General features: G+C 67.4%; 1 protein-coding gene. It reads right to left on the reverse strand.

The genetic code is table 11. From position 1 onward, the window contains the following. Positions 1 to 250: 250 nt before the first annotated feature. Positions 251 to 524: transposase (locus tag EN859_RS35225; protein ID WP_189502476.1), on the reverse strand; the 274-nt coding region annotated here is incomplete at its 5' end.

Genomic DNA, 524 nt, shown 5'->3' on the forward strand with positions numbered 1-524 from the left:
TGAGTCTATGGGGATTTGACGGTTCGGCTTGGTCCATTGTGACCGCACCGATTGGCTTGGTGGGTGGGCAGGCGTAGCTCGACGGGCTGGCGATGGCTGTGCGCATTGCGATGCGGCCCTTGAAGAGCGGGCGGTTTCGGCGCTGCAGATGGTGCGGGACATGCGATCGGCCGGAGACGCACGATCGCCTCGGGCCGCCGACGACCAGAGCCCTCGGCGGGTATGCGGAGCGATGAAGAGCGGTTTGTGGTCATGGCGCCCTCGTCCGTGGCGGCGCGCGGGCGCGGTCGCCGCCGCGTTCGAAGGTCTCGATGACGATCATCTTGCCGCCGCAGCATGGACATGGCGGCCGCCAGTCCGATGGCTTGGCGGCATCGGCGCCCGTTCCGTTGCATTCGGCCTTGGGCTGCGGCGCGGCGAGAAGTTCGCGAGCGCGCGCAATGTTGGCCTTGGCGTGCGCACTGGCGAGTAGCCCATAGTGGCGGATGCGATGGAAGCCTTTGGGCAGCACGTGGAGCAGGAAG

The organism is Mesorhizobium sp. M00.F.Ca.ET.216.01.1.1, from assembly GCF_004010325.2.
GTDB lineage: Bacteria > Pseudomonadota > Alphaproteobacteria > Rhizobiales > Rhizobiaceae > Mesorhizobium.